Source organism: Sphaerisporangium perillae (genome assembly GCF_023276435.1).
Taxonomy (GTDB): Bacteria; Actinomycetota; Actinomycetes; order Streptosporangiales; family Streptosporangiaceae; genus Sphaerisporangium; species Sphaerisporangium perillae.
On the sequence record NZ_JALLPO010000067.1, the window covers coordinates 1 to 19852 of the forward strand.

24 protein-coding genes and 3 pseudogenes are annotated in these 19852 nt (G+C 68.5%); 12 read left to right on the forward strand and 15 right to left on the reverse strand.

Annotation, left to right across the window (positions count from 1 at the left end; genetic code table 11):
• Positions 1-146: pseudogene (locus MYF83_RS39400) on the forward strand (IS3-like element ISAar4 family transposase); the annotation flags it as partial.
• 238 nt (positions 147-384) lie between these two features.
• On the opposite strand, the pseudogene MYF83_RS44850 reads toward MYF83_RS39400, so the two are convergent.
• Positions 385-771 (reverse strand): annotated as a pseudogene (locus MYF83_RS44850) (AlbA family DNA-binding domain-containing protein); the annotation flags it as partial.
• Positions 772-1220: 449 nt separating this feature from the next.
• Between MYF83_RS44850 and MYF83_RS39410 the strand changes: the two are divergent.
• Complete coding sequence (locus tag MYF83_RS39410; protein WP_248965920.1) at positions 1221-2132, forward strand: hypothetical protein; 912 nt, start codon at positions 1221-1223, stop codon at positions 2130-2132.
• On the opposite strand, the gene MYF83_RS39415 is transcribed toward MYF83_RS39410, so the two are convergent.
• The 4 genes from MYF83_RS39415 to MYF83_RS39430 all read right to left on the reverse strand — a co-directional run bounded on the left by MYF83_RS39415 (position 2129) and on the right by MYF83_RS39430 (position 4219).
• The gene (locus tag MYF83_RS39415) at positions 2129-2296 is read right to left on the reverse strand and encodes an ATP-dependent Clp protease proteolytic subunit (protein WP_248965921.1); all 168 of its coding nucleotides are present in this window, start codon (positions 2294-2296) and stop codon (positions 2129-2131) included. The genes MYF83_RS39410 and MYF83_RS39415 overlap by 4 nt on opposite strands.
• A gap of 114 nt (positions 2297-2410) precedes the next feature.
• Positions 2411-2779, reverse strand: coding sequence for a helix-turn-helix domain-containing protein (locus tag MYF83_RS44070; protein WP_248965922.1), 369 nt, complete (start codon positions 2777-2779; stop codon positions 2411-2413).
• Positions 2780-2813: 34 nt separating this feature from the next.
• A complete protein-coding gene (locus tag MYF83_RS39425) occupies positions 2814-3719 on the reverse strand; it encodes a recombinase family protein (RefSeq protein ID WP_248965923.1) in 906 nt (301 codons plus the stop codon).
• Between the two features lie 182 nt (positions 3720-3901).
• Positions 3902-4219: a helix-turn-helix domain-containing protein gene (locus MYF83_RS39430; protein ID WP_248965924.1), complete on the reverse strand. Its 318-nt coding sequence runs from the start codon at positions 4217-4219 to the stop codon at positions 3902-3904.
• A gap of 52 nt (positions 4220-4271) precedes the next feature.
• On the opposite strand from MYF83_RS39430, the gene map reads away from it, so the two are divergent.
• The gene (gene map, locus MYF83_RS39435) at positions 4272-5039 is read left to right on the forward strand and encodes a type I methionyl aminopeptidase (RefSeq protein WP_248965925.1); all 768 of its coding nucleotides are present in this window, start codon (positions 4272-4274) and stop codon (positions 5037-5039) included.
• A gap of 150 nt (positions 5040-5189) precedes the next feature.
• Here map and MYF83_RS39440 read toward each other — a convergent pair whose 3' ends face one another.
• Positions 5190-6122 (reverse strand): DUF4158 domain-containing protein, encoded by a 933-nt coding sequence (locus MYF83_RS39440; protein ID WP_248965926.1) that lies wholly within the window; start codon positions 6120-6122, stop codon positions 5190-5192.
• 365 nt (positions 6123-6487) lie between these two features.
• Between MYF83_RS39440 and MYF83_RS39445 the strand changes: the two genes are divergently transcribed.
• Complete coding sequence (locus tag MYF83_RS39445; RefSeq protein ID WP_248965927.1) at positions 6488-7039, forward strand: RNA polymerase sigma factor; 552 nt, start codon at positions 6488-6490, stop codon at positions 7037-7039.
• Complete coding sequence (locus tag MYF83_RS39450) at positions 7036-7641, forward strand: hypothetical protein (RefSeq protein WP_248965928.1); 606 nt, start codon at positions 7036-7038, stop codon at positions 7639-7641. The genes MYF83_RS39445 and MYF83_RS39450 overlap by 4 nt, the downstream gene beginning before the upstream one ends.
• A 720-nt stretch (positions 7642-8361) precedes the next feature.
• Here MYF83_RS39450 and MYF83_RS39455 read toward each other — a convergent pair.
• Positions 8362-8628 (reverse strand): trypco2 family protein, encoded by a 267-nt coding sequence (locus MYF83_RS39455; RefSeq protein ID WP_248965929.1) that lies wholly within the window; start codon positions 8626-8628, stop codon positions 8362-8364.
• A 170-nt stretch (positions 8629-8798) separates the two neighbouring features.
• On the opposite strand from MYF83_RS39455, the gene MYF83_RS39460 reads away from it, so the two are divergent.
• Positions 8799-8927: a DUF2267 domain-containing protein gene (locus MYF83_RS39460; RefSeq protein ID WP_248965930.1), complete on the forward strand. Its 129-nt coding sequence runs from the start codon at positions 8799-8801 to the stop codon at positions 8925-8927.
• A gap of 23 nt (positions 8928-8950) precedes the next feature.
• Here the strand turns inward: MYF83_RS39460 and gad are convergent, their stop codons facing one another.
• The 4 genes from gad to MYF83_RS39480 form a co-directional block, all read right to left on the reverse strand.
• Positions 8951-10354, reverse strand: coding sequence for a glutamate decarboxylase (gad, locus tag MYF83_RS39465; protein ID WP_248965931.1), 1404 nt, complete (start codon positions 10352-10354; stop codon positions 8951-8953).
• A gap of 137 nt (positions 10355-10491) precedes the next feature.
• Positions 10492-11328, reverse strand: a complete 837-nt coding sequence (locus MYF83_RS39470) for a class II glutamine amidotransferase (protein ID WP_248965932.1) — start codon at positions 11326-11328, stop codon at positions 10492-10494.
• A 43-nt stretch (positions 11329-11371) separates the two neighbouring features.
• On the reverse strand, positions 11372-11605 hold the full coding sequence (locus MYF83_RS39475; protein ID WP_248965933.1) for a hypothetical protein: 234 nt from the start codon (positions 11603-11605) through the stop codon (positions 11372-11374).
• A gap of 36 nt (positions 11606-11641) precedes the next feature.
• A complete protein-coding gene (locus MYF83_RS39480) occupies positions 11642-12475 on the reverse strand; it encodes an aldo/keto reductase (RefSeq protein WP_248965934.1) in 834 nt (277 codons plus the stop codon).
• 72 nt (positions 12476-12547) lie between these two features.
• On the opposite strand from MYF83_RS39480, the gene MYF83_RS39485 reads away from it, so the two are divergent.
• The gene (locus MYF83_RS39485) at positions 12548-13429 is read left to right on the forward strand and encodes a Gfo/Idh/MocA family protein (protein ID WP_248965935.1); all 882 of its coding nucleotides are present in this window, start codon (positions 12548-12550) and stop codon (positions 13427-13429) included.
• A gap of 279 nt (positions 13430-13708) precedes the next feature.
• The gene (locus MYF83_RS44075; protein WP_248965936.1) at positions 13709-14485 is read left to right on the forward strand and encodes a DUF2267 domain-containing protein; all 777 of its coding nucleotides are present in this window, start codon (positions 13709-13711) and stop codon (positions 14483-14485) included.
• Positions 14486-14890: 405 nt separating this feature from the next.
• Here the strand turns inward: MYF83_RS44075 and MYF83_RS44680 are convergent, their stop codons facing one another.
• A complete protein-coding gene (locus MYF83_RS44680; RefSeq protein ID WP_372500385.1) occupies positions 14891-15310 on the reverse strand; it encodes an alpha/beta fold hydrolase in 420 nt (139 codons plus the stop codon).
• Between the two features lie 56 nt (positions 15311-15366).
• On the opposite strand from MYF83_RS44680, the gene MYF83_RS39495 reads away from it, so the two are divergent.
• Positions 15367-15975: a TetR/AcrR family transcriptional regulator gene (locus tag MYF83_RS39495; RefSeq protein WP_248965937.1), complete on the forward strand. Its 609-nt coding sequence runs from the start codon at positions 15367-15369 to the stop codon at positions 15973-15975.
• Between the two features lie 459 nt (positions 15976-16434).
• The gene (locus tag MYF83_RS39500) at positions 16435-16686 is read left to right on the forward strand and encodes a transposase (protein ID WP_248965938.1); all 252 of its coding nucleotides are present in this window, start codon (positions 16435-16437) and stop codon (positions 16684-16686) included.
• A gap of 37 nt (positions 16687-16723) precedes the next feature.
• Here the strand turns inward: MYF83_RS39500 and MYF83_RS39505 are convergent, their stop codons facing one another.
• Positions 16724-17107 (reverse strand): recombinase family protein, encoded by a 384-nt coding sequence (locus MYF83_RS39505; protein WP_248965939.1) that lies wholly within the window; start codon positions 17105-17107, stop codon positions 16724-16726.
• Positions 17108-17302: 195 nt separating this feature from the next.
• On the opposite strand from MYF83_RS39505, the pseudogene MYF83_RS39510 reads away from it, so the two are divergent.
• Positions 17303-17773: pseudogene (locus MYF83_RS39510) on the forward strand (TetR/AcrR family transcriptional regulator); the annotation flags it as partial.
• 38 nt (positions 17774-17811) lie between these two features.
• Here the strand turns inward: MYF83_RS39510 and MYF83_RS39515 are convergent.
• The gene (locus MYF83_RS39515) at positions 17812-18159 is read right to left on the reverse strand and encodes a hypothetical protein (protein ID WP_248965941.1); all 348 of its coding nucleotides are present in this window, start codon (positions 18157-18159) and stop codon (positions 17812-17814) included.
• A gap of 244 nt (positions 18160-18403) precedes the next feature.
• On the opposite strand from MYF83_RS39515, the gene MYF83_RS39520 reads away from it, so the two are divergent.
• Positions 18404-18634, forward strand: coding sequence for a hypothetical protein (locus MYF83_RS39520; RefSeq protein WP_248965942.1), 231 nt, complete (start codon positions 18404-18406; stop codon positions 18632-18634).
• Here MYF83_RS39520 and MYF83_RS39525 read toward each other — a convergent pair.
• Positions 18612-19832, reverse strand: a complete 1221-nt coding sequence (locus tag MYF83_RS39525; protein ID WP_248965943.1) for a coiled-coil domain-containing protein — start codon at positions 19830-19832, stop codon at positions 18612-18614. The two genes, MYF83_RS39520 and MYF83_RS39525, sit on opposite strands and share 23 nt — an antisense overlap.
• Positions 19833-19852: the final 20 nt, after the last annotated feature.

Here is a 19852-nt window from a genome sequence, read left to right on the forward strand (position 1 = left end):
AATATCCGACTCGCGAACGAGCCCGCCGCGACGTTGCTCGTTACATCGAATTCCGATACAATTCGAGGCGCCGCCACTCAGGACTCGATTACCGGACCCCGCAACAGGTCCACGACGAGTACCTGAACCAGCAGCTCGCAGCGTGAATTAGCCGTTAAGCAGCTGTCCGGAAAGCGTAGGGCGGATCAGATGATCCATGAGTGGGCCCATCGGATGATGGACGCCGAGGTCGAGCAGATCTGCGGGGCCGGCTACTGCGAGGTCACCAACCAGCGGCCTCAACACCCGTAACGGAGCGGCAGGCCCCCGCCCAGCCGCTCGCGCTGACCAGGATGAGGCGGGCCTGAGATCGACCGTTCGGCTATGTCGACTTGCGGTGTTTTGCCAGGCCTCGACCTTCAGGATCACCACGAGCTTGTCGCCCACGGTGTGCGGCTGGATGCGGTAGCCGGGATCTGGGGGCGTGATGTTGCCCTCGATGAGCTGATCCAGCCGATCCCGGATGTCCTTGTAGTCCTCTTTGAGGCCGACGACGGTCACCTCATCGGGGTCCACGCCGAACATGATGGTGCCGCCGTGGCCGTTGGCGAACGCCGTGATGGTCTTGAGCATCTTGCGCTTGCTGTCGAAGGTGGTGTCGGGCAGCTGCCGCTTGTACTCCATGTAGGGTCCCTCTCCGGCCGCCGGCAGCGCGCGGATCTCGGTATCGGGGTCCTGCGGCGTCTGGATTTCGACACCGGCGCCGGCGGCGTCGTATTGCCCGGCCGCCATGCTGCCCAGCGGCCGGTAGTCCAGCCAGCGCCGGCCTTCCTCGCTGGGGTGTCAAGGTCTTCCCAACGGGACTCCAGCCAGCCGATGCCCTCTCGAAGCGGGCGAGGATGGTATGAAGGCCCGGCCCATCCGCTAGTGCTGGGCCGACCCGACTTTGTCGAGGCTGCTCCCACCCTCCCCACCGATTCCAGGGTTGGGTTGCCTCCAGCTTTGCTCCGCCACCACGACGACAGAGCAACGGCGGTCTTTCACCTCCGTACGGACAGATCAGCGCTTCGTGGCGCACTGGGGCTCATGACACGAACCCGAGCGGAGAGCCTCAAGAGGGGTATATGCCGCGAGGTCCTGGCGGTTACCGCCCCGACCCATTCCCGCTGCTTAGTACGCAAATCTTTACAAGCTCGGTTAAAGGGTTGTTCGTGGGTATCCAATCATGAGTCAATCAGATCGTGACCGCTGCAGGGACAGAGGACTCGGTCGCCACCCAGAACTTCCGGCAGGCCAGAGGTCTTGGAGCGCTCCAAGTACACGTCGAGCAACTGGAGCAACAGCTCGAGTTGCGCGGCCGGGAGATCGACGCGCTGCAGGTGGAGGCCGCCCGCAGGGCCAAGCCCTGGTGGCGCGAGCCCGCCACGATCATCGCGCTGGTCGCCCTCGCAGTGTCGGCCGTGTTCTCGGTGCTGTCGCGCCGGGACCTGTCGCAGGCCGACGACCAGGCCAAGCGGGAGAAGCTCACCACGCTGGTTCAGCGGCTCACCGCGATCCAGCGCGAGGTGCTCGCCACCGTACGCGACAGCGCCAAGGCCACAGGCACCGAATCCGTCGACTACTACGCCAACGTGTCGAGCAGCCTGAACACCGACCGGGTCATGCTCGCGCGCCAAGCCGCCGACCTGGCCGAGACGATCCCCCGCCTGGTCACCTCCGTGGAGTTCTACGCCGTGGCCCAGGAGCTGTGGCAGTCGGGCGAGACCACCAGGGCGCTGCGGATGACCGCGCACGCCGAGGAGAACGCCAGGAACGTCCAGGAGTACACCGCGGCGGTCAGGCAGCGCGCCCTGATCCTCTTCGGCCTCCAGCGGTATCCCGAAGGGCGCGCCCAGATGCAGCGCGCCCTGGACGTCTTCACTGCCAGGCCCGAATTCAACCGGGAGAACGCGCCGGTCCAGCGCACCGGTATCCTCATCGATACCCAGCTCAAATGGGGCCAGCTCGAGTTCCAGGTCGCCGGCTGCGAGGAGGTCGCCCACCTCGACGCCGCGGAAAAGCTCATCCAGACCTGGCGGCTGCCGCCCACCACTCCCTTCGCCAAACAGCTCAGCACGCTACGCAAGCTGGTCCCGGCTAGCTGCGCCTCCTAGGCCACCGCCGCCGTGACGCGTTTGCGGCTGGGGTAGATGTCGTCAATGAGGTTGTACGTGCGGGCCTGCTCCGCCGTGAAGATGCTGTCGCGTTCGATGCCGCGGCGGATGTCCAGGACGCCGCGCCCGGTGTGCCGGGCCAGGATCTCCTCCTGCTGATCCACTGCCCGCCTTTGCTGGACCGGGGTTGAGGAACCGGCGGACAGCCGTTATCGATGAGAACGATCTTGCTAGGGCCCCGAAGGACAGAAGCGGGATGCGGGTGGGATAGCTGCTGGTCAGCGTCCCGCGAGTGCCGCGTAGGCGGTGGAGCGGCCAATTTTGAGGGTGCGGGCAGCCTCGGTGATCGAGACACCCTCGTCGACCAGGCGGCGTAGTGTGGCCAACTCGGCGGGGCCGATGACGCGCGGCCGGCCGGTCTTCTTCTTGCCGGGCAGCATGGCACCGGTGGCCTCGCGGCGCTTGGCGGCGGCGATCCCCTCGGCCTGGCGCTCGGCTCGCAGCTCCAGCTCGTATTCCGCGGCTGCGGCCGGGACCGCGAACCCGGTGTGCGGGCCGCCCCTCCCGGGGCCGATGACGCGCCATGTGCCCGGCTGATCGTCGGGCTTGATCCGGTAGGGGTTGCCCCACTCACTCGTGCGGTCCACGGCCCTTTGAGCAGCAACCGAACGGCCAACGGCGTTAGCGCTCCGGGTGGGAGGGAGTTTTCGCCGTTGGCCGTTCCGATGCGGCTGGGTGTGCTTGGTCGTGGTCGCGGAGCATGCGCAGCACGGTGGCGGGTGAGGGGTGTTGGCCGGTCTTCTTGCCTTTGGTGATGATGAGCTGGTTGGCGATGACGCGGAGGCTGTGGTTTTGCTGGCGTAGGTGGAGGGCCATGGAGAGCATGGCGGGGTCGGTGACGGCGGCGCCGCCGATGTGTTTGCCGCGGGAGCGGGCGGATTCGTGGCCTTCGAGGGTGCGGTCGCGGATGTATTCGCGTTCCATCCCCGACAGGGCGGCGAGCACGGTGAACACCACGCCGGAGGGGTCGTGGGTGCCTTGCAGTTCGCCGGTGAGGAACTCCAGGCCGATGTCGTCGGCTTTGAGTTGTTCGGCGAGGCTGGCGAGCTCGATGCCGCGGCCGAGGCGTTTGTGTTCGTGGACGACCAGGGTGACCGCGTCGCCGGAGGCGCGCATCTCGCGGGCCAGGGCGACGGCCTTGTCGAGTTCGGGCCGGGCCGTGGCGCGGGTGGAGATCTTCTCGTGGAAGATCCGGGTGACGCCGGCGGCCTTGAGCGAGTCGAGCTGAGTGGCCAGGGACTGGCGGATGGTCGACGCGCGGGCGTAGCCGATCCGCGCGTGCCCGGCCGGCGCGATTCCCGCGTTGACCGGACGAGGTAGTTCGACCCAGGCCGAGCCTGGTTTGCGGGCGGGCGGGGCCGCCACGTTCAGGGCCTTGGCCAAGGAGGGGACGAGCCGGAACCGGGCGGTGTGGTACTGGGCGGCGACCCGGCCCTTGCCGGTGCGGCACGGTGATCCGGCCGGTGCGGCGCAGGAGGACATCGGGCAGTCGTTGACCTCGACCCGCTGGAAGTCGTCGTCGCTCACCCCTCGGAGCGTTTCATCTGGTGTTGCAAACGTCCAGGAGTTTGCACCGACCTATGAAACGGAATCCGGCCGGGAACGCCCTGGTCGGCTTCGCGTGGTTCCGGTGTTTCATAGGCGAGGACCTATGAAACGCGGGTGCGGGAGGTTCTGGCGGCCGGGCCGCTGGTCATCCCGCCGGACCATCATCCTGCGGCTCTGCGCGCGCCGTCGGCCGGAGTGTTCGCGACGGCTTCGCCCGTGGCTTCGGCGGCCGTTTCGGACAGGCTGACCTGAGCCAGCAGTCCGTCGAGTGACAGTTCCAGAACCCCGGCGACGGCGACGACCGTGAAGAAGGCCGGTGTGGGGATACGGCCCCTCTCGATCTTCCGCAGCGTCTCGGGGGAGATCCCGGCCCGGAGTGCCACGTCGGTGATGCTGCGTGAACCCCTGGCCTCGCGCAGCAGGTCGCCCAGCCGTTCCCCGCGCAGGCGGTCGGCGATCGACAACGGTTCGCGTACCATGAGCCCAATACTAATACCGGTATAGTTATCGGAATCAAGAAGGAGGCAGGAGTTGATCGAGCTCAAGACCGCCGGCGAGATCGAGGTGATGCGTGAGGCCGGCCGGGTCGTCGCGGCGGTACACAGGCAGGTCCGCTCGCACGCGACCGTCGGGATGTCTCTGCGCGAGCTCGACGAACTGGCCCGCCAGATCATGCACGAGGCCGGGGCCGGATCGTCCTTTCTCGGCTACCACCCGGCGTTCGGTGCCACTCCCTACCCTGGCGTGATCTGCACCTCGGTGAACGAGGTCATGCTGCACGGCCTGCCCACAGGCTACCGGCTCCGTGACGGCGACCTGCTGAGCATCGACTGCGGCGCCCACATCGACGGCTGGCATGCCGACGCCGCTGTCAGCTTCTGCGTCGGCCGGGCTCGCCAGGGCGACGGCGACCTGATCGCGACGGCCGAGCGCATGCTGGCCGCCGGAATCAAGCAGGCCGTGCCGGGCGCGCGGCTGGGCGATATCGGCCAGGTCATGTCCCGCATCGGCCGCGCGGCCGGTTACGGCATCCAGAACGACTTCGCCGGCCACGGCATCGGGCGGGCCATGCACGAGGACCCGTGGGTACCCAACGAGGGCCGTCGAGGGCACGGCCTGAGGCTCCGCCCCGGCATGGTCATCGCCATCGAGCCCAGCCTGATGGCCGGAGGCGGAGACGACTACGCGATGGCCGAGGACGGCTGGTCCCTGTGCAGCGGAGACGGCAGCCGCACGGTCCACGTCGAGCACTCAGTGGCCGTCACCGACGACGGACCGGTCATCCTGACCCTCCCCTAACGCCCGATGAGAGAGGGCCGGAGTTCGGTTGAGACCGGGTTCGAGGTCAAGGCCGGGCTGGGGTTCACTCCGAAGGCCAGCAGGCCGTGCCGGCGGTTGCCTGGGTGGCGTGCTGAGGTCGGTCGGCCCGCCGACGTGTTCATATCGATCTCAGGTGTCATCTTCGTCATCGTCTGAGGCGTCGGGGTCTCGCAGGTCGCGGATGGCGCCTGGGGCCAGGTCGGGCAGCAGGAAGTTGTAGGCGCCATGCACCCCGAGGTGTTTGTGCACGAAGGGTGACAGGCGGGCCATGTCCTTCCTGTACTTGGCCAGCTCCGCCAGCCGCCGATGCGGCACCAGGCTTCCTTCGGCCAGATCCGCCATGCCCAGCCCCAGCACCTCAGCGACCTGCTCCAGCGCCTTGACCATCGTCGGGCCGCTGCCACGCGGCGCCGGACCCTTGCGCCACCTCTCCAAATCGGAGAACCGCTCCCTCGGCGGCACCTCCAGCAGCTGGTCCAGCACATACCGCTGGCCCACCGTCAACCGGCCCTCCAGCACACCCCACAACCGCTTGGTCGTGTCGTCGCGGACCTGGGCGACCAGCCGCTCCAACGTGCTCAACCCCGGCAGCAGCACGCTGCGCTCCCGCAGCCACGCCACCGCGTCCATGAATAGCACCTTCGGGCCGTCCCCCGACGTCCACGAACGAGCCGCCACCCACTCCCGCAGCTCCGCCTCGACCGAGGTGAACTCCTTCAGCCCGTACACCCGCCGGATCTCCCACTGATGATCCAGCTTCGTCTTCGCCCGCTCGGTGTACCGCTTCACCTGCGACGGATCATCGATCTCCAGCTGTCCGGCCACGAAATCCAGCACCGCCACCGGCACGTCCAGCGGATCCTCGAGGAACGTTCCGACCCAGCGGACCGTGACCAGCTCCAGAGCGAACCCGAGTTTCATGTGCGGACCACGGCGGCGATCGACCAGCACCCGGTCCTCATCGTCGAGGAAGAACACCCGCTCCAGGTCCGCCTGCGACGGCACCCCCGCGTACCGGCCGTACGCCGCGGCCTCATCATCTGTCAGGAACTCAACCGGCATGCGCCGCAAAGTAGGACCGACCCACAGGTAATCAACTCAGAGCAACCGAACCGTTACAAGACCGGACCCCCGCCGACACGACCCGCATCCGACGCTGGGCGGCGGTAACCGCGCCCCGGTCTACTCGCTAACGCCGTTGGCCGTTCGGTTGCTGCTCAAGGGCCGTGAAGGAGCCCCTCGAAGCCGTCGTTTCTGTCTTCGATGCGGACGAAGGCGCAATGATGGCCGGCCGTGCGGGGGCTCCGCCGTTGGAGGCCGGGATCTCACCGGACAGCCGTGATTACCACTCGGCTCCCCGCCCTCTTTGTAAGCCTTTAACCGCCTCCTACCAAGTACAGGTGTAGATCGACGAAAGGAGCAGGCCGGTGCGTCGTCAACAGGCGGAATTCGCCACGGACATCGTGGCGCTCGAGGCCTTCTATCGGCGGCACGTCGAGGGGATCACGCGATTCCTGGCCCGCCGCGTCGATGACCCTCACATGGTCGCCGACCTGGTGGCGGATGTGTTCCTGGCAGTGATGGAGTCCGCCCACACCTACCGACCGGGGTGGGGCAGCGAGGTCGCGTGGCTGTACGGCGTGGCCCGCAACACGCTCTCGGCCGAACGGCGCCGGGCGTTGCGCGAGTCCCAGCTGACCGACCGGGTGAGCAGGCGAAGGCAGCTGGACACCGACGACATCAGCCGGTTGGAGGAGCGGATCGACGCGGAACGGCCCGCCAGGCGCGCCTTCATGGCCATGACCGATCTTCCGGATGGGGAGCGCGCCGTACTGGAACTGGTCGTCATCGACCAGTTGACGGTCACGGAGGCCGCGGCCGCCCTGGGCATTCGGTCGGGGACCGCCATGGTGCGACTGCACCGCGCTCGCCGGACGCTGAAGGACCTGCCTTTCGTCATGGAAGGGACCGTCAAATGAGTTTCGAGGAGCAGTTGCTGATGGATCTGAAAGCCGAATTCACCGCGCGGGAGAACCGACGCCGTCGCGCGGGGCGCCGCGTGTTCTTGGGGGTGGCGGCGGGGATCGCAGCGGCCGCGGCCATCGCGGTGCCGCTGGTAACGGGCACGGAGAGCCCGGCCTACGCGGTGAGCAAGAACGACGACGGCACGATCAGCGTGCAGGTCAACGAGTTCAAGGACGCCGACAAGCTGGAGCAGGACCTCAAGAAGATGGGCGTCACCGCCGACGTCACCTATCTCAAGCTCAAGAAGACCTGCGCGATGGACAGGGGCACCCTCGTCGGGGGCACCCCCAAGACGATCCAGGAGTGGGGGGACTCCATCCACCACAAGGTGGTCGATGTCAACGGCGAGAAGGTCGAGATCCAGCCCCAGTACATCGGCAAGGGCCAGACCCTGGTGATGGAGATCGCCGAGTCGGGCCGCGTTCCCGAGGGGCCACGGGCCCTGTTGAGATTCCGCGGCCTGCTGGTCGAGGGCCAGGTCAAACCGTGCACCGTCATCGACGCGCACTATGAGGTGGACGGCAAGCCCGTGACCACCCCGCCGTCCGCGAGCTGATCTCAACGAGCGCGGCGGCCGTCGGCCGCCGCGTGCCTGCTCGGCGTCCTTCCCCAGCCAGCCTGCCCGGGGCTTCACGTCATGCGTAGCCATTCGTACAACAGTCTGACAGAGAGGGGGTGACCTGCCGGGTAGCCGGGGCGCATTGCTGCGGCCCCGGCCCCCTCAGAGTGACGTGCGAGTTGGCCCCCGCATCCGGCTCAAGCACAGAGGAGAGGTGACGTCCTGGGTGGAGAACGGATCCACGAGGTGACAGGCAGATCGTCTCGCAGGTCAGCGGGCCCTACGAGGCGTGATCCATGCGATTCCCAAGCTGACGGCGCGGGTTCGATTCCCGTCACCCGCTCCACGAGCGAAGGCCCAGGTCAGGGAAACGTATCCCGACCCGGGCCCGTGCTCGCGTGTACCTCAACCGGCCGCCGTTCCTCGATCATTGAAGCCAACCTCACCCGCACCGATCTACCAGAGCAACCACCGACCTCGGCGGTCCGAGGCGGAGCCTCTCCCCTCTCTGGTGCCGTGTCAGCTTGGGTTTGCCCTGGTTCGGGGGACATGCCGATCCAGGTCCCACCACGGTCGGTGTGATCGCCTCAGACTCTGGGCAACCTCCCCCTATCCGGCCCGCAACCGCTGGTGCCTGCGTCGGCGGGACCACTCTTGCGCGGCACAGGCTCACGCACCTCCCACCGGCCCGGAAGCCGTGCCCCTGACGACGAAGGCTCAGCTGCGGGGCTCGAAAACGGGAGTCAGCGGGAAGGTGATGCGGTGGGTGTCGCCTCCTTTGGAGCCGCCCGCTTCGACAACTTCGAGCACCACGTCGTTCTCGCCCTTGCCGCCACGGGTGAGCTGGACCAGGACTTCGAGCTCCACCGTGCCGACGTTGAAGCGGATCTCTTCACCCAACACCTCGGCTCTGATGCGCGCCTTGCCTATTTCGCCCCGAATGACGTCGATCGCGTCAGCCAGTGACAGCGGCTCGTGTGCCATCTCGTTCCTCTCCGAAGCCTTGCCCGCGCAAGCGGCCGATCCCGGTGGAGTCATTCCCGGCCGTCCCGACTCAGGTGACGACATTCCGGTACAAATTGCTGCAAAAAACATCAAGACCTGCCGAATAGGCCTTCTTCGCCGGATGGAGCCGTCGGTGCGGGATGGTCTGCGTGACCGTGAAGGAGACGCGGGGAGGCGTCCGGACCGCCCTGCTGACGTTGCGGGACGCGGTCTCGGACGGGGCCTTCGACCACGCCATGTCACAACTGCCGGACGACTTTCAGAAGGTCACGGAGTGAGCAGTACGGAGCGGACCGGGCGGTCAGTGGTGGAAGCTCGTCGCGTTCTCCGGGCCGTACATGGGTCCTGGCTGCCTGTGCAGCCACGGCAGTAGGGTGCGCAGGTCGTCGACCAGCCGGTCGGCCAGATCGAGCGAGAACCCGTTGCGGCACACCACACGCAACACCGGCAGGTCCTGCCGGTTGGGCGGGAAGGTATAGGCCGGCACGAGCCAGCCCGACTCCCGGAGCCGCCGCGACACGTCGTACACGTTGAACTGAGTGACGTCGTCCGTGGTGGTGAAGGCGAACACCGGCAGTTGGTCGCCGCGGGTGAGCAGCCGGAAGCAGCCGAGCGCCTCGATCTTGCCCGACAGGTGTGTCGCCACCTCCCGGACGGCTCCCTGCACCTGGCGGAAGCCTTCCCGGCCGAGCCGGAGGAAGGTGTAGTACTGCGCGACGACCTGCGATCCGGGCCGGGAGAAGTTGAGCGAGAACGTGGGCACGTCGCCCCCGAGATAGTTCACGTGCTCGACCAGGTCCTCGGGGAGCGCTTCCTGGTCCCGCCACAGGACCCACCCGAGACCCGGGTAGACCAGCCCGTACTTGTGACCCGAGGTGTTGATCGAGGCGACACGGGGAAGTCGGAAGTCCCACTCCAGTTCCGGCTCCAGGAAGGGAGCGATCATGCCGCCCGACGCGGCGTCCACATGCACGGGCACGGGCCACCCTGTGCGTTCCTCCAGCGCGTCGAGGGCGGCGCAGATGTCGGCGATCGGCTCGTAGCTCCCGTCCATCGTGGAACCCAGGACGGCCACCACGCCGATGGTGTTCTCGTCGCACTGTTCGGCGGCCTGTTCGGCGCCCAGATAGAACCGGTCGCCCTCCATCGGGACCAGGCGGGGCTCCACCTCCCAGAAGTTGCAGAACTTCTTCCAGCACACCTGCACGTTGGTGCCCATCACCAGGTTGGGGCGTGCCCCGGCGGCGTGGCGATCGGCGTTGCGGCGCATCCAGCGGCGTTTCAGCGCCATCCCGCCGAGCATGCAGCCCTCGCTCGACCCGATCGTGGATGTCCCGAGCCGGGCTTCGGACTCGGGAGCGTTCCACAGGTGGCGGAGCATCAGCATGCAACGCTGCTCGAGTTCCGCCGTCGCGGGATACTCGTCCCTATCGACGAGGTTCCTGTCGACGGTCTCGCCCATGAGCGCGTGCGCTTCCGGCTCCATCCAGGTCGTCACGAAGGTGGCAAGGTTCAGCCGCGGGTTCCCGTCCAGCATCAGCTCGTCGCGAATCAGTCGGGCCGCGGTGGCCGGCGCCATGGGATCCTCCGGCAGCCGCCGCCGGGGAGGGAGCGACGTAACTCCGGCGACCGGGTCGGCCGCCCCGAACAGCGGGTTCACCCACACCGGTCGATGCCCATCGTTCGCGCCTTCCTGTGACGCCACCTCGACTCCCTCCGGCCGCCCGCCGAGCCCCCAGACTGGCAGCAAGTCTGGCAGGCGGCGCTTACAGCCCGGGAAAGCCACGGCTAAAGCCGGCGTATGGACCTCACGTCGTACCGGCGCTCCTCGCCCGCGGTCGACTACTCGGGCAGCCTCGGCTGGAAGGGATACATTTCGGTAAAGCTGTGCTCGATCACGGTGTACGTCGACTCCGGAACCTCCAGCCACAGCCCGGGCAGGTCGCGCAGAGGTTCGGACACGACGACCCGCGCGTCCGCGGAGAGTTCCATGAACTCGAACACCTCCGGGTGAAGCTCCCGGAGACACTGCCTGTCAGTGCTGTGGAAGAGCGACCGGGACCGATGCTCGGTGGAATAGCGGAACGCCCACAGCCGCTCGCCGTCCGACGTGGCCACCGTCATCTGGACCGGGTGCGCTATGCCATGCGCCCGCCCCGTCTCCTCGACGAGACCGACCATCTGCTCCACGGCCCCCGGCGGGTCCCCGGACAGCCCGAGTGTGAGCGCCAGGAAGAACATGACCTCCGAGTCCGTGGACCCCTCGATCGCCGGATACAGGTCCGGTTGGATGGCCAGGACGAGTTCGCGTTTGAGCCGGCTGAACCCCGAAATCTCGCCGTTGTGCATCCACAGCCACCTGCCGTACCGGAACGGGTGGCAGTTCGTCTGCTGTATCGCCGTTCCTGATGACGCCCGCACGTGCGCCATGAACAGTGGCGACCGGACGTGGCGTGCGAGTTCCCGGAGGTTCCGGTCGCCCCAGGCGGGCTTGGTGTCCTTGAACACGGCGGGTAGCGCCTCGCCGTCGCCGTAGTAGCCGACGCCGAATCCGTCGCCGTTGACCGTCTCCACGCCGTACCTGGCGTGGAGACTCTGGTCGATCAGCGAGTGCTCCGGTTCGTAAACGAGCTTCTCGAGCGCGATCGGCGAGCCGGAATAGGCCAGGCAGCGGCACATGTCTGTTGTCTACCCTCGCCCTGGCGTGCGGAACTGAACCTCGTCAACCGAACAGGCCGGACTTGCCCGGGCGAGATCGACTGGCCGGCCCGCCGGCGCTCTTCGCCGCGATGTAGGCCGCCCAGGTGCCGTCGCTCTCCGTGGGCGGTCGCTGGCCCGCGCCCATGCAGGAGACGTGGATGAACCGCGGCACTCCGGCGTGCTCGGCCGCGTCGGCCATGAGGTTCCGCTCGGTCTCACTACGGGCGTTCCCCCTGAGGGTGATGTAATTCGACATCAGATGTTTCCTCGTCCGCCGACGTCGACGGGAGGCTCAGAGCCGCTCGAGCGGCCGCCGTGAGAGCGGCGGCGGGAACGCCGCATCCAGCAGCAGGAGATCGTCGTCGGTGAGCCGGATGGCCGCGGCCGCCGCGTTGTGCTCCACGTGGGCGGGCACGCCCGACTTCGGTATGGCGATCACGCCGTCGCTCCTGAGCACCCATGCGAGGGCCACCTGCGCCGGGGTCGCCTCATGGCGGTCCGCGACGTCGAGAAGCGCCTGGTGGCCGAGCAACCGGCCCTGTTCTATCGGCGAGTACGCCATGATCGGAATGCCGCGCTCGTGGCACCAGGGGATCAGCTCGTACTCGGGACCGCGCCTGGCGAGGTTGTAGAGGATCTGGTCGGTCTGCACGGCCGAGCCGTCGGCGAGCGCGACGAGATCCTCCATGTCGGAGGCGTCGAAGTTGCTGACGCCCCACCACCTGATGTGCCCCGAGGCCACGAGCTGCTCGAAGGCGGCCAGTGTCTCCTCCAGCGGCACCCGGCCCCGCCAGTGGAGCAGGTAGAGGTCCAGCCGGTCGGTACCCAGACGGCGCAGGCTTCCCTCACAGGCGGCGATGGCGCCCGTGCGGGTCGCGTTCTGCGGCAGGACCTTGCTGACCAGGAACACCTCGTCGCGGTGGCCGGCGATCGCCCCGCCGACCAGGCGTTCCGCCCGGCCGTCGGCGTACATCTCGGCGGTGTCGATCAGGGTCATGCCGAGCTCCAGGCCCAGCCGCAGCGCCTTGATCTCGGTGTCCCACAGCGACGGGTCCTCGGCCATGCGCCAGGTTCCCTGGCCGAGGACCACGACCTGCTCGCCGGACGGCAGCGTAGTCGTACGCATGGCTACCTCCCCAGGTGGCTACCAGCCAGCCTATGCTTCCGCGCAGGTGAGACCGCGTCTAGAGTGGACGGTATGGCGATCGCCATCGGCCTCACCGGTGCCGGGCACCGGGCGGCGAAGGTGCACGCACCCGCCATCGCGGCGTGTGGCGGCGCGTACTTCGCGGGCATCTGGGCGCGGTCTCCGGACGCCACGCGCGTCCTCGCGGCCCGGTACGACGTGCCGGTGTTCGGCCGCTTCGACGAACTGCTCGACCACTGCGACGCGGTTGTGTTCGCTGTGCCGCCTCCCGTCCAGCCCGAGCTGGCGGAGGTCGCAGCGCGGCGGGGCAAGGCGTTACTCCTCGAAAGGCCCGTCGCCGGAGATCTGGCCGGCGCGGAGCGTCTGGCGGAGGCTGCCGAGGGGACCGTCTCGCAGCTCGCGCTGACCTGGCGTTACTCTCCGGTCATCCGCCGGTTCCTGTCCGGAGCCGTGCCGAAGACCTGGCCGAAGGGGGCCAGCGGCCGCGTCCTGGCGGCGGCCCCTCCCGATCCGCGCCCGTGGCGGAGAGGGCTGAGCGTTCTCCGCGGGGACCTCGGCCCCGACCTGCTGGATCTCCTCGACGCCGCGCTCGGCCGCGTGGTCGGCGTCCACGCCCACGGAGAGCCGACCGGCTGGTTCGGGATGATGTTCGAGCACGAGGGCGGGACGTACAGCGAGATCTCGATGTACGCCTCACCCGAGCCTGTGCGGCAACGAGCCGAGATCGAGGTGTTCGGTCCCGGCGGCGTGGCCGACATCGACGGCGTGGCGGCGACGGCCGGCCGGGGGGCCGTCGACACGATGTACCGGGAGTTCACGGACGCGGCGGAGCAACGCAGACGACACGAGCTGGACGCGGTCCGCGGCCTGCACCTCCAAGAGGTGATCGAGGCCACGGAGAGCGACCTGCTCCACCGTGTCGCCCCTCCGTGACGGAAGCCGGGTCAGCGCGCCACCGCCGCCATGGCGTGACGCTCTTGCCGTCCGCGGCGCAAGGTGTCGTGGCAGCGATGCCCTGCGTAGGTGCGTGGTCATGTGCTCCTCCCGGGACAGGCTCGGCCGACTGCGGTGCACACCCGTCCCGGGGAACCCAGGGCTACGGAAGTGTCATTTTCTGGAAACACCGCTTTGAGCTGGATATGCGTCCCCGTGGTCGGCGGGTAGCTGACCACGAGAAACCTATGCATGCTGTGACGAGTGAGGAGCGCGGACGTGGACTACGAAGAGTTCCTCGAAATCGTGAGCCGCCAGACCGGCCTGGACGCCGAGGCCGCCGAGCGCGCCATACAGGCGACGCTCGAGACGCTCGCGCGGCGCCTGTCGAAGGGCGAAAGCCGCGACCTGCTCCGGCAACTGCCCGCCGAGCTGAAGCCGTATGTCTACACGGACAAGGGCCCCGAGGCTTTCGACGTCGACGAGTTCCTCCGGCGCGTGGCCGAGCGGGAGCAGGTGGACGTCGAGGAGGCCGAACGGCACGCGCGAGCCGTCTTCTGGGCGCTGGGCGGCGCCCTGGACGCCAAGGAGGTGGCCGACCTGGCGGCGGACCTGCCGGAGGAATTCGACCCCCTGGTGGCCGAGGCCCAGCGGCGGCACGTGGAGGTCATGCGGTCCTCGGAGTTCCTCAGCAGGGTCGCCAGACGGACCGGGCTCGACGCCGAGGGCGCCGAACGCGCCACCGCGGCCGTGCTGGAGACGCTCGCCGAGCGCATCGCCGCAGGCGAGGTTAGGGACCTCATCCGCGAACTGCCAGTCCGGCTGCACCCACCGCTGAGGCGGGGCATCGCCGGTCGCTCCGGCACGGCCACACGGATGAGGCTGGAGGAGTTTCTGCGCCGGGTGGCTGAGCGGGAGGGCGTGTCCCTTGACCAGGCGCGGGAACATGCCGCCGCCGTGTTCGCCACATTGCGCGAGGCCATTACGGACAAGGAGTTCTTCGACATGACCGTCCAGTTGCCGGACGAGTACCGGGCCCTGCTTCCCCGTCCGTGAGCGGGCGACGGGCTCGTCGCTCCACGTACTCCATGAACCCCGGCAGGTCCTCGAAACCGCGTCAGAAGCAGGTCACAGTGGTTGCGGGCTTTCTGACCAACCCCATGGTCGGAGTGCCTGTGTGGCTGGCGGCTGTCGAATTGCTGCACCAGATCATGGGGGGAGGCCAGGGGTCGCCGTGGGGGTATATCTCCCCCGGCGGCCTCAGTACCAAGATCGGCTGATCTGGCACGAATCTGGCACGCGCGTGAGATCTAGCGCTGAAACGAAACCGGCCCGGCTCGGGAAATACTCCCTGACCTGGGTCTTTGCTCGTGGAGCGGGTGACGGGAATCGAACCCGCGCTGTCAGCTTGGGAAGCCTTCACCACCATACAGTCTGAGCTGCGGAAACGCTGACCTGAGCCTATGCGGGTCGAGTGACCGTGAGTCCCCGTGAATCCCCACCGGTCGCCGACCGTACGGGCACGCAACGGGCACGCAACGGGCACGCCCGGCCGGCGCCTGCGGTCAGGCGGCCACCTTCTTCTTGAGGGACTGATCTCCAGCTAACGGGACCTGTGGCACCCTCATGCTCATCGTGTTGACCTTGACTCCAAGCGGCCACGTAGACCAGGGGCCTTGACGTCGGGATCGCCGACGCAGCATTGCTGATCACCAGGCCGCCGTACGAGTGACCGACCAGGATGATCGGGCCGTTGATGCTGCGCAGCACGTCCTTGACCACGGCCTTACCGATGGACATCGGGGCGGTCCGTACTCGAAAGACGACGAGCCACTGGACCAACTCTTCTGCGAGGCAGAACGTTCTATCTCCGCAAAGCATGGCAATCTTCGGCGCAGACTGTCAAGACCGAACGTTCTACCCACTAGGATGGTGGCATGCGCAGCCAATCCGAAGGCCGGCCGTCCGAAGCGCGGTCCCGGCTGCTCAACACAGCCACCCGGCTCTTCTACGCGGAGGGCATCCACGCCGTCGGCATCGATCGCATCGTCGCCGAAGCGCAGGTGACGCGAGCCACCCTCTACCGGCACTTCCCCGGCAAGGAAGACCTTGTCCTCGCCTACCTGAACGAGGTCGACCAGGCCATGCGAGGCCAGGCGGACGAGGCTTTCGCCGCCGGACTACCGGCCGCCGACACCATCCGGGCCCTCAGCACGTCCATCGCCCAGGGCATCCAGTCCCCCGGCTTCCGGGGATGCGCGTTCCTCAACGCTGCCGCCGAGTATCCCGACCTCGAGTCCCCGGTGCGCAAGGCCGTGCTCGCCCACCGCCAATGGTTCCTGGAAACCGTCACGGAACTGCTGGCCAGGATCCAGGAGACCGGCGCCGAGCCCGCCGCCCGCCACTTCGTGATGATGCGCGACGGCGCCATGGCCGCCGGCTGCCTGTTCGACCCGGTACTGATCTGCGAGACCTTCCTGCGCGGAGTCGACAGGCTCCTGCAGGTTTATGCCGCCACCGACTACGTCGGACCGGCGGGGGCCTGAAGCCGCCATCAACGCACCTGCGCGTTCACCATCGAGCCCGGCAGAACGGCGATCGTCGCCTGCCGGTGTTAAGACACACGCAGGCCTCCGCTCAGGAATGAAGCGGTCGAGCACTGCTGGCCCTCGCCGTGGTGGTGATGGAAGATGGCCGGTGTGGTGGGCAAGCCCCGGAAGTGTGCGGTGTGCGGGCGGCGGTTGCGGGCCGGATCCACGGCGCGGCGGCGGTGTTGCTCGCCGGCATGGGGGATGCGGGCCTATCCAGCGCGCAAGCGTGCCCTTCAGCGGCAGATGCCGGTCGCGACGCTGATCTCCGCGGCGGCCGCGGCGTGGTTTGAGCAGGCCGACGCCCGCCCGGCCCGCATCACGGCCTGGGCGCATTGCCCCAGGACGGCGTGGTGGTGTGGGCGGGAGCGCGGCACCGCACCTGCCGGGCCGGGGAACAACAGCTGAGGTACGACCGTGCGGCTGCGCCGCACCCAGCGCCAATGCCGAGCCCGGCGCACGGTGTGCGGGATGCTGCTGGGCGCCGGTCTGGAACGAGTCTGGCATCACTGCCGCGCGCACCGGTTCTTCTCCACCGCTCGCTGGCGCACCGACACCGTCGGACTGGTGTTGTGTGACCTGGTCGTGGCCCGAAGGACCATCGGCACCCTATGCCGCGAACTCCTGGACAGCATGCTCATCCTCAACGAGCACCAGATCGCCAGCTGAAACCACCGAGAATCGGCAGGTCAGACATCGAGTCCCATTATTGAGCCCCACAGGCCTCGAACTCGGCGACCATGGCGAGGGTCTGCAGGAACAGCCGCTCGAACGGGTCGTTCCAGTCGTAGACGGATGTGCCGAGGCCGAACAGGACACCGCGGCCGGACAGGGCGGTGAGGATCTCGTTGGCCTCGGCCATGTTGCGGGCGAACCGGTCGAACTTGGTCACGGTGAAGACGCTGCCGTCCCATACGGCGGCGAGGGCCTGGTCGAGTCCGGCGCGGTTGCGGCGGGTGGTGCCGGAGAAGCCGCGGTCGATATAGATCCGGTCTTCGGGGACGCCGAGGGCCAGGAGCTGTTCGGTCTGGATGATCACGTCTTGCTCGTCGGTCGAGCAGCGGGCGTAGCCGACGCGGGTTCCGTTCACGCCCTCAAGTGTTCCGTATAGCCCCCCATCACCAGTTCCCGGAACAGCTAAACGGAACACCTTGACCTGTGCGCTCAGCCTGATCGCTCGGTGTTCCGGTGGGGGATCCCCTTACGGAACAGCGCAGCTCAGGCCGACCGGAGGCAGAAGGGGTGTCCGGCCGGGCTGGCGTAGACCCGGCGCGCTCATGTAGAAGAGATCGCCCGGCGAGCTGAAGTGGCGGTCGGCACGTTCTACCGCCACTTCGAGACACGCGAAGCCCTCGTCGAGGAGGTCTACCGCCAGGAGGTCGACGAGCTATGCGCCGCACCCGCGCAACTTCTCAACCGGCATGCCCCGGACGAGGCGTTGCGACGATTCCTGCTGCTGCTCGTGGAGCACGCAGCCGTGGGCAAGGGGATGGCCGTCGCGCTGGAGAGCATCATGGCGACGGATTCACCGATCTTCGACGACGCCCGCATGCAGATGGCACAGGCTCTCGATCAGCTACTCAAGGTGGGCGCAGCAGGTGGCACCATCCGTGGCGACGTCAGCGGACGCACACTGCTGCGCGCGCTGGGGGGCATCTGCGGCATGCATGCCACGGAGGGCTGGCGGGACGAAGCCGTGCGCATCACGGAGATCCTCTTCGACGGCCTGCGTTTCGGCGCACAGAACGCAGACTGAGCCGACGCGCGTTGCACTGACGAGGCGTGCGTCCCCCGTCAATCCTCGTCGTCGGCGTCGTCGGCGTCGTCGGCGTCGTCGGCGTCGTCGGCATCAGGATCACGCAACGCCCGCCGCCCGCCACCCAACTGCAAGATCGGGTCCTTCTTGCGGGGACCGGCCAGTGTCATGGTGTCTTCGCGCACGTGCCAGGTGCCGCGCTGGTCGGCCGCTTTGCCCGCATCACGCTGAGCGATGTACTCGACGTGGGCGGCAGTGGCCAGATCCAGTCCGCGCAGCATCTGCATCGGGACATAGACCTTGGAGGCCGGCGCGATGAAGCCGACCTGCTCACCCGCCATCACGGCCAGGTTGGCATACGAGATCAGCTTGGAGTCGCCGATCATCAGCAGTCGCTGCCGCGAGAGCCACGTCCAGAGAGCTCGGGCAGGCCGGTACGCGACTCCTCGGCTTCACCACCGTTGCAACAACCTCAGCGAATAGGAAGAAGCTTCACCAATCCTGAGATTCCATCAACCGCCGGGCCGACATCCTCTACATGGACTATGCCCTGACCCTGGGGCCTAACGGACTACAGAGACCCGCAGGAACTCCGGGGCTATTCCTTATCCGCAGGCGCGTGACTGGGCCGTGCGCGACTACCGCATGTGGCTGCTACACGACGGCCCCGCCAAACGTAGCCGCGTCTACGTCAACTCCGCCCTCACCGCGCTGGACGACTTCCACACCCGCCGGGGCCTGGGCAAGGCCAACGTCACCCGGGAAGACCTGCCTAGGAGCGCGCCCCGCGCGCTGGAAGAGCGCGCCCGGGCGGGCTCGGCGGGAAGCGTCTTGCTGGTCAACCGCGGAGTTCGGCGGTGACCGCGCGCTCGCGTAGCTGGGCGGACTCGGCGCGGAGCGTCTCGGTCTGGGCCCGCAGGTCTTCGACCCTGGCCCGCTCGACCTCCAGAAGGGCGGCCAGCCGGTCGCGTTCGGCGACCGCGGCGCGTTCGCTCTCACGGGCCTTCGCCACCGCCTCGGCCGCCTGCTCCCCGGCGGCGCGCACACTGGCCTCGGCCCGCCGTTCGGCCCCGGCCGCCCGGGCGGCGGCTTGGGCGGCGTCGGCGGCGGACCGCGCGGCCTCCCCCACCGCGTCGGCCCTGGCCTGCTCGGCGCTTTCCGCCCGCGTCTCCGCCCGGCCCCGTTCGGCCTCGGCGGCCTGAGCCCGCGCGATCGCCGCGGCGGCCGCCTGCTCGGCCTCCACCCTGGCCCGCCGGGCCAGCTCGGCCTCGGTGCGTGCGGCGTCGCGCTCGCTGCCGGCCTGTTCCGCGCGCCGCTCGGCCTCCTCGGCGAGCCGCCGCGCCAGGACGGCCTCGGCGCGCGCCTCCCGCACCTCGGCCGCCGAGGCCTCGGCCCGCTCGCCCATCTCGCGTACCGCCTGGTCGCGCGCCGTCTCGGCCCGGGCGGCGCGCCGGTTGGCCTCCTCGGCCGCCTGCTTGGCGTGCCGTTCGGTGGTGGCGGCCTCCCGCAGGGCGGCCAGCGCCTGCTCGCGCGCCTGCTCGGCGTCCGACAGGGCGGTGTCGCGGTCGGCGTTGGCCTCGCGTACTCGCTCGCGCATCTCGTCGCGTTCCCTGCGGGCGTGCTCGCTGGCCTCGCGCGCCAGCCGTACCTGCTCGAAGGCCTGCTCCCGCTCGGTGCGGGCGATGGCCACGCGCGTGTGCGCCTCGGCCTGGACCGCGCTCAGCTTGGCCTCCACCCCGGCGGGGCTCAGCTCGTCGGCCAGCACCTGCGCCAGCGGCGCGATGGCCGCAGCCAGCCCCTTCTCCATGCGATCGTACAGATCCTCGGCGCGGGCCAGGGCCCCTTCCAGGCCCGGGGTGGCGCGGCGCAGCTCGCGTTCCCTCTTGGCCGCGGCCTGGCAGTCGCTCTGCGGGCAGTACTCCTTGGGCCGGCCGCGGCCGCCGCGCCGCTCGATCGCCGCCCCGCAGTGCTTGCACGCCGTCACCCCGCCCGTCACCGGACCCTCCCCGGCCCGGTCACCGCGCGCGCTGTGCTCATCACCCGCCGCCTTGATCGCCACACCGGCATCGTAGCAGTTTC